At 66.7% G+C, this 6,607-nt stretch carries 8 protein-coding genes; 3 read left to right on the top strand and 5 right to left on the bottom strand.

Features of this window, described 5'->3' with window-relative positions; all coding sequences use genetic code 11:
• Positions 1-918: aminotransferase class I/II-fold pyridoxal phosphate-dependent enzyme (locus VGH54_RS18355; protein WP_331513508.1), on the top strand; the 918-nt coding region annotated here is incomplete at its 5' end.
• A 46-nt stretch (positions 919-964) separates the two neighbouring features.
• Complete coding sequence (locus VGH54_RS18350; protein WP_331513507.1) at positions 965-1,483, top strand: MarR family transcriptional regulator; 519 nt, start codon at positions 965-967, stop codon at positions 1,481-1,483.
• Here the strand turns inward: VGH54_RS18350 and VGH54_RS18345 are convergent.
• Positions 1,480-2,712 (bottom strand): GAF domain-containing sensor histidine kinase, encoded by a 1,233-nt coding sequence (locus VGH54_RS18345; RefSeq protein ID WP_331513506.1) that lies wholly within the window; start codon positions 2,710-2,712, stop codon positions 1,480-1,482. The two genes, VGH54_RS18350 and VGH54_RS18345, sit on opposite strands and share 4 nt — an antisense overlap.
• Positions 2,709-3,365: a response regulator transcription factor gene (locus VGH54_RS18340; protein ID WP_331513505.1), complete on the bottom strand. Its 657-nt coding sequence runs from the start codon at positions 3,363-3,365 to the stop codon at positions 2,709-2,711. The genes VGH54_RS18345 and VGH54_RS18340 overlap by 4 nt, the downstream gene beginning before the upstream one ends.
• 81 nt (positions 3,366-3,446) lie before the next feature.
• Between VGH54_RS18340 and VGH54_RS18335 the strand changes: the two genes are divergently transcribed.
• Positions 3,447-3,959: a haloacid dehalogenase gene (locus VGH54_RS18335; RefSeq protein ID WP_331513504.1), complete on the top strand. Its 513-nt coding sequence runs from the start codon at positions 3,447-3,449 to the stop codon at positions 3,957-3,959.
• Here the strand turns inward: VGH54_RS18335 and mmsB are convergent.
• The 3 genes from mmsB to VGH54_RS18320 all read right to left on the bottom strand — a co-directional run.
• Positions 3,956-4,828, bottom strand: coding sequence for a 3-hydroxyisobutyrate dehydrogenase (gene mmsB, locus VGH54_RS18330; protein ID WP_331513503.1), 873 nt, complete (start codon positions 4,826-4,828; stop codon positions 3,956-3,958). The genes VGH54_RS18335 and mmsB overlap by 4 nt on opposite strands.
• 14 nt (positions 4,829-4,842) lie before the next feature.
• Positions 4,843-6,021, bottom strand: coding sequence for an acyl-CoA dehydrogenase family protein (locus VGH54_RS18325; RefSeq protein WP_331513502.1), 1,179 nt, complete (start codon positions 6,019-6,021; stop codon positions 4,843-4,845).
• A gap of 5 nt (positions 6,022-6,026) precedes the next feature.
• Positions 6,027-6,607 (bottom strand): aldehyde dehydrogenase family protein (locus VGH54_RS18320; protein ID WP_331513501.1); only part of this gene is annotated, 581 nt, incomplete at its 5' end.

The raw sequence follows: 6,607 nt of genomic DNA, 5'->3' as shown, positions 1-6,607 counted from the left end.
GCGTTGGACCACTGCCTCGACGTGGCCAATCGTTATCCGGAGTTCCTGCCCGGACAGTTGCGGCGAATGATCGCTGACCGGGTCGGGGTGGACGAGGACCAGGTGGTGCTCGGGGCGGGAGCATCGGGGGTGGCCTTGCAGGTGTTGCACGCGGTGACCCGGCCCGGTGACCGGATTGTCATGAGCACACCGACTTTCGACGGCTACCCGATCTTCGCGCAGATGGCCCGGCTGACCCAGGTCACCGTCCCGCTCGACAAGCACGGCTATCAGGACCTCGCGGCCATGGCCGAGGCGGCGGCCGATGCGCGCGTGGTGGTGCTGTGCCGACCGCACAATCCGACCGGAACACTGGAGCCGAGTTGGTCGGTCGAATGGTTCTTGAGCCAGGTCCCCAGCGACACCGTCGTGCTGCTCGACGAGGCCTACATCGAATTCGTCGCCTCCCGGTACCGGATCGACGGGCCGGATCTGGTCCGGCGCTTCCCGAATGTTGTTGTGCTGCGGACCTTCTCCAAAGCCTATGGACTTGCCGGTTTACGGATCGGCTACGGATTCGCCGCACCCGAGTTGGCGGGCAGGCTGTGGACCATGCAGTTGCCGTTCGGCATGAGCAGCGTCACCGTCGCTGCGGTCGCTGCGTCGTACGACGCCGAAGCCCAGCTTTCGCGGCGTATTCGCCGAATCACGTCGGAGCGCAACCATCTGCGGCTGCGACTGATGGCGATGGGTGTCTACAGCACGGACTCGCACGCCAACTTCGTCTACCTGCCAAAGGCCCAGCGGCCTTGGAACGAGGTCTTCACCGAAGCCGGCCTGCAGGTCCGCTGCTACCCCGACGGTGGCGCGCGGATCACCATCGGTGAACTGCAGTCGACGCTGGCAGTGCTGTGCGCGGTGGAAAAGTCCCTGGCGTAGGGCCGAGGACGCCCGCGTCGTGACCGCAAGTGCGGTATGAAAGGGCGTGGCCCCATCCAGTGACCGCGGCAAAGCCGACACCCGCGATCCGATCGCTGTCGCGCGAGCGAACTGGGAACGCGCCGGGTGGGGTGACGTGGCCGACGGCATGGTCGCGGTGACGTCGGTGATGCGGGCCCACCAGATCCTGCTCGCCCGCGTCGAAAACGCATTGCGCCCTTACGATCTGAGCTTCTCCCGATTCGAGTTGTTGCGATTGCTGGCGTTCAGTCGCAGCGGGGCGTTGCCGATCACCAAGGCCTCCGACCGGTTGCAGGTGCACGTGACCAGCGTCACGCACGCCATCCGCCGACTGGAGGCCAACAATCTGGTGCAACGTGTGCCGCACCCGACCGATGGCCGAACCACGCTGGTGCGGATCACCGACCTGGGCCGCTCGACCGTCGAGGACGCCACCGTCACGCTCAACGAGCAGGTGTTCTGCGATATCGGAATGTCCGACAGTGAGTCGCAGGCGCTGGTGTCGTCGATCGAGACATTGCGCCACAGCGCCGGCGACTTCTAGTCGATGAGCGAGGGCATCGGGATCGTCGCCGTGACCGTCGTCCCAGAGCCGGGCCGCGATCGAATGTTCAGCCGGCCGCCGACCAACTCCGCGCGCTCGGCCATCGACAGCACGCCGTAGCCACCCATCTCGTCGCCACCCAGCGGATTCTCGAAGGTGTCGAAACCTATTCCGTTGTCCGCGATTTCGAGCCGAGCGGTGTCGTCGTCGAGGGCGAAGCGCAGCCTGGCCACCGAAGCGTTTGCGTGTTTGACGATGTTCTGCAGACCTTCTTGGGCAATCCGGTAGAGGGCGATCTCGATGTGCTCGGGCAACCGGACGTCGGCCAGCTCGAGCTCCACGGCCAAGTCCGGTATCGACCGGGCGAGGCTGGCCAGCCCACCCGCCAGGCCCAGATCGTCGAGGACCGGTGGGCGCAGTCCGCTGATCGCCGCGCGGGCTTCGCCCAGCGTCAAGCCGACCAACGCCCGCGCCTCGGCGAGTTGACTGGATGCCTCGGTGGGATCGTCGCCGACCGCGCGCGCCGCCGCGTCGAGGCGGTAAGACAGCGTGATCAGACGTTGCGAGATGCCGTCGTGGATATCGCCTGCGACGCGGCGACGTTCGATTTCCTGTGCCTCGATCACCTGCTCGACGAAAAGTTCGTGGGCCCGCTCCCTGGCCACCAGCTGCCGGTGCAACCGGGCCTGATGCATGGCGCCGGCGATCAGCCGGCCGATCACGCGCAGCAGCTCGACGTCGCCGTCGGTGAATTCGCGGCGGGCGACGGTGTGCACGTTGAGCACGCCGACCAGCCCGCCGGGATCGGTTTCCATCGGCATCGACACCATCGAGGTGAAGTCGCGTCCGCGCAGCGACTGGATCGGCAGGTAACGCGGGTCGGCTTCCTTGTCGTGGGTGATGACAACGGGCTCACGATGCTGGGCCACCCAGCCGGAAATTCCGGATCCCAACGGCAGCCGGATCTTTCCCACTTGGCCGTCGAACGGAGGCGTGGCACCGGCGAGGGTGAGTGAGCGGTCGCTGTCGTCGAGCACGTGCACGAAACACACGTCGGTTCCGGTGGCCGCGGTGATCATCCGCGCCGCGGCGGCGGCCAGCGGTCCCACCCCTGGCCCGGTCGAGGCGGCCTGGATGAGTTCCCGCAGCAGCGCCAATTCCCGATCAGAGCCGACGAGATCGCGCACCGCGTGCGAGCCGCGGGCGCCGCTGTCGGGTGCTGTGGTCACTGGTATATGCCCTCGCGCAGCGCGGTGGCCACCGCGCCGGTGCGGTCGTTGACCCCGAGCTTGCGATAGATCGCGCGCAAATGACTTTTGACCGTCTCCTCGCCGATCACCAGCTTGTTGGCGATGCCGCGATTGGACAGCCCGTTGACCATGCACGACAGGATTTCGCTCTCGCGCTGTGTCAGCCCCTGCCGGGCGCCGGGCCAGAATTCGTCGCGCTGCATGCGGGCAGCGGCGTCGGCCGCGCGCGCCGCCATTCCCGGGTCGATCACGGTGTCGCCGTGATGGGCCAATTCCAGCTGGCGGACCAACTCGTCGCTGTTGATGCTTTTCAGCAGGTATCCGCTCGCGCCCACCCGCAGCGCCTGATACAGGTACTGCTCGTCGTCGTAGACCGACAGCATCACAACTTTGCGGTCTGCGTCGCGCTCGCGCAACGACTTGCACAGGTCCAGTCCGCTGGAGCCCTGCATGCGCACATCGCACAGCACCACATCGGGCTGCAGGTCGTCGACGACCTCGACGGCGCGATCCGCGCCGACCGCCTGGCCGACAACCTGCACCCGGTCCTTGAACGCGGCCAGCATCGCCTTGAGTCCTTCGATGACCATCTCGTGGTCATCGACGAGGACAAGTCGTACCGGCGCCGCCATGGCACCACAGTATGCAAGTTGGTCACGCGAATCCCCCTAATGGGGGAGGCTGGGCAACCCGATTCGGGGCACCCTGTGGGCGTGCGAGCCAAGGGTCAGACTCGTCCAACCCGGAGTTTTTGGTGGGACCGAGAAGCGCGGACCGAAGCCGAGGTTCTGCGCGCGGTGATCTTCGACGCTGACACCGCGCTGCCCGACGTCGGACATGACGGTCCCGGGACCGATCTCGTCGATGCGGTGATGAGCCTGTTCGTCGCGGGCATCTGGGTCAGCGTGGTGAGCACCCGGCCACGGGCCGAGGTTGAAACGCAGGTGCGGCAACTTCTCGGTGATGGTCTCGTGGAGACCATCGTGACCATCGACGACTTACCCGAACCCGACACGGCTCTTGCTCGCAGCGGCGAGCTGTACCGGCTGGCGTTGTGGGAGCTCGGAATAACGCCGCGGGCCGCGCTGGCCGTCACCGGCTCGGATTACGGCCTGCGCACATCGGCCGCCGCGGGGCTGCCTGCGGTATTCGTTGACAGCAGCCTGTTATCGGCGGCCAGTTGTCAGCAAGCGCACCGACGCTGGTGGATCCGGCAGGCCGCCTAGCCCCGTAGCGTCTCGATAATGGCGCTGAAGTCCTTGTCGGCGTTGGTCGTTGCGAATTTCGCGTAGATGTCGGCGGCGTGGCTACCCAGTGGCGCCGTCGAGCCGGTCGAGTTGACCGCATCCATCGCCAGCCCGAGGTCTTTGTTCATCAGCGCGGTGGCGAAGCCGGGTTTGAAGTCGTTGTTGGCCGGCGAGGTCGGCACTGGGCCGGGCACCGGGCAGTTGGTGTGCACCGCCCAGCAGTTTCCGGTCGCGCCGGTGATCACGTCGAACAGCGACTGTGCCGACAGCCCGAGCTTTTCGGCCAGCACAAATGCTTCGCCGATCGCGATCTGATGCACCGCCAGCACCATGTTGTTGCACACCTTGGCGGCCTGACCGGCGCCGCTCGCGCCGCAGTGAATGATCTTGCCCGCCATCGGCTCCAGCACCGGGCGTGCCCGCTCTAGCGCATCGTCGTCACCGCCGACCATGAAGGCCAGGGTGCCGGCGACAGCGCCCTTGACCCCGCCGGAGACCGGTGCGTCGAGTTGGGCCACCCCGTGCGAACCCGCCAGCGCGTGGACTTCGCGGGCGTCATCGACGGAAATGGTTGAGCTGTCGATGAATAGCGCGCCATCAGCTGCCGCCGGCAGGATCTCGGCGTAGCAGCGTTTGACCGCGTCGCCGTGCGGGAGCATCGTGATGACGACGTCCGCCCCGGCGACCGCATCCGCACCGCTGTCCAACACCACGACACCGTGGCCGGCGGCGGCTTCGGCGGCTGCGGGAAAGGGGTCGAAGCCCCGCACGGTGTGGCCGGCGTCGACCAGATTCTGCGACATGGGACCGCCCATGTGGCCGAGCCCCAAAAACGCGACCGTGGACATCTGCTCTGGCCCTCCTAGGCGCTGGCGCGGACCCGGGCGGCTTCGGCTCGGCCGATGACCACCCGCATGATTTCGTTGGTTCCCTCCAGGATGCGGTGCACCCTGAGATCGCGCACGATCTTCTCCAGACCGTACTCGCGAAGATAGCCGTAGCCGCCGTGCAATTGCAGAGCCTTGTCGGCCACGTCGAAACACGCATCGGTGACATACCGTTTGGCCATCGCGCACAGTTCGACTTTGTCGTCGTCGTCGCCGTCCAGTGCCGCGGCCGCCCGCCACAACATCAGTCGCGACGTCTCCAGCGCGGTGGCCATGTCGGCCAAGGTGAACCGGATGGTGGGCTCGTCGAGCAGGGGAGCCCCAAACGCCTCGCGATGCGCGACATAGGTTGCGGCCTTGTCATACGCGGCCTGCGCACCGCCCAGCGAGCAGGCCGCGATGTTGATCCGGCCGCCGTTGAGGCCGTTCATCGCGATGGCGAAGCCGCCGCCCTCGCCGTCGACGCCGCCGAGCATCGCGTCGGCGGGCACCCGCACCCCGTCGAGCACCACCTGCGCGGTCGGCTGTGCGTTCCAGCCCATCTTCTCTTCGTGTGCGCCGAAACTCAATCCTGGGGTTCCCTTTTCGACGATGAACGCCGAGATGCCGCGCGGGCCGGGCGTTTCGGTGCCGCCGGTTCTGGCCATCACCACGTACACGTCCGAGGTGCCGGCGCCGGAGATGAACTGCTTGACGCCGTCGAGCACATAGTCACCGTTGTGCTTGACCGCCTTGGCGCTCAACGCGCCGGCGTCCGAGCCGGCGCCGGGTTCGGTCAGGCAGTAGCTGGCGATGGCGTCCATCGATGCCAGCCGCGGCACCCAGCCCTTGCGCTGCTCGTCGGTGCCGAACGCGTCGATCATCCAGGCACACATGTTGTGGATCGAGAGGAATGCCGCGGTCGTCGGGTCCGCCGTCGCGAGCTGCTCGAAGATCCGCACCCCGTCCAAACGGCGCAGCGCGCTGCCGCCCACGTCGTCGCGACAATAGATGGCCGCCATGCCGAGGCTCGCCGCTTCCCGTAGCTCGTCGACCGGAAAGTGATGAGCGGCATCCCATTCCAGCGCGTACGGGGCAAGCTTCTTGGCGGCGAACGCGGCCGCCGTCTCGGTGATGACCCGTTCGTCGTCGTCCAGGCCGAAGAGTTGAGTCACCAGGGCTACTTCATTGTCGGGATGGTGAATTCGGCGCCGTCCTTGATGCCCGATGGCCAGCGCTCCGTCACGGTCTTGACCTTGGTGTAGAACTGGATCGACGCGGGGCCGTGCTGGTTGAGATCGCCGAAGCCGGACCGCTTCCAGCCGCCAAACGTGTGGTAGGCCACCGGTACCGGGATCGGTACGTTGACCCCGACCATGCCCACCTGGACGCGGGACACGAAGTCGCGGGCGGCGTCGCCATCGCGAGTGAAAATCGCCACTCCGTTGCCATATTCGTGTTCGGTCGGCAGCCGCAACGCGTCTTCGTAGTCGTGTGCGCGCACGATGCACAGGACCGGGCCGAAGATCTCGTCGGTGTAGATCGACATCTCGGTGGTGACGTGGTCGAAGAGCGTGGGCCCGATGAAGAAGCCCTTCTCCAGGCTGGCGTCATCGAAGCTCAGCTCATCGGTGGTGCGCTCGCGGCCGTCGACCACCAGGTCGGCACCCGCCTCGACGCCCTGGCCGATGTAGTCGCGGACCCGCTTGAGCGCGGCATCGGTGACGAGCGGGCCGTAGTCGGCCTTCGGGTCCAGGCTGT

Origin of the sequence: Mycobacterium sp., from assembly GCF_036488105.1 — a bacterium.
GTDB lineage: Bacteria > Actinomycetota > Actinomycetes > Mycobacteriales > Mycobacteriaceae > Mycobacterium.
Note: the sequence above shows the minus strand (reverse complement) of the source record. Positions and strands in the feature narration are given on the sequence as shown.